This window comes from Gluconobacter sp. P1D12_c (genome assembly GCF_018812105.1).
Taxonomy (GTDB): domain Bacteria; phylum Pseudomonadota; class Alphaproteobacteria; order Acetobacterales; family Acetobacteraceae; genus Gluconobacter; species Gluconobacter oxydans_A.
The window spans coordinates 1-427 of the sequence record NZ_JACSIQ010000537.1 but is presented as its reverse complement, the minus strand read 5'-3'; the positions used below and the strand labels follow the sequence as shown (position 1 = coordinate 427).

The 427-nt window shown below is 38.9% G+C and carries 1 protein-coding gene; it reads left to right on the top strand.

What is annotated here, in order from left to right:
* Positions 1-239, top strand: a 239-nt coding sequence (locus KP705_RS18050) for a hypothetical protein (RefSeq protein ID WP_215765289.1), incomplete at its 5' end; no start/stop codon positions are given.
* Positions 240-427 lie beyond the last annotated feature (188 nt).

Below are 427 nucleotides of genomic sequence, written 5' to 3'. Positions count from 1 at the left end.
ATATTGCATGCCAAAATACATTTATAATTTCTCATTCAAACGACTTAGAAACTATGAAAATTTGGAAAAATCTTAAGGAATTACATGATGAAAATTTAGATGAATTTTTTGAATTTTCTATAGTGCGAGATAATGAAGTGCTTCTAGAGACACTTCGCCTTCCGAGTGATCCTTCACTCTACGAATGGTTTGTCGGTCAGCCAAATGTGCCATTACCGACAAAAAAAGAAGCTTTCTGAATATATCTGAAGAAGGGGTTTCCTTCTTCAGCTTACGACAATTTGCTTGCAAATTGTGTAGTAAGTCCACCTTTTGAAAAAAGGGGGCTGAAACACCATGTCAAAATTCGCCATTCTTCGGGTTCAGAAACTCAAATCGCCCAAGTCCGTCAGGGCGTCCATGAAGCACGCCTACCGAGAGCAGGATA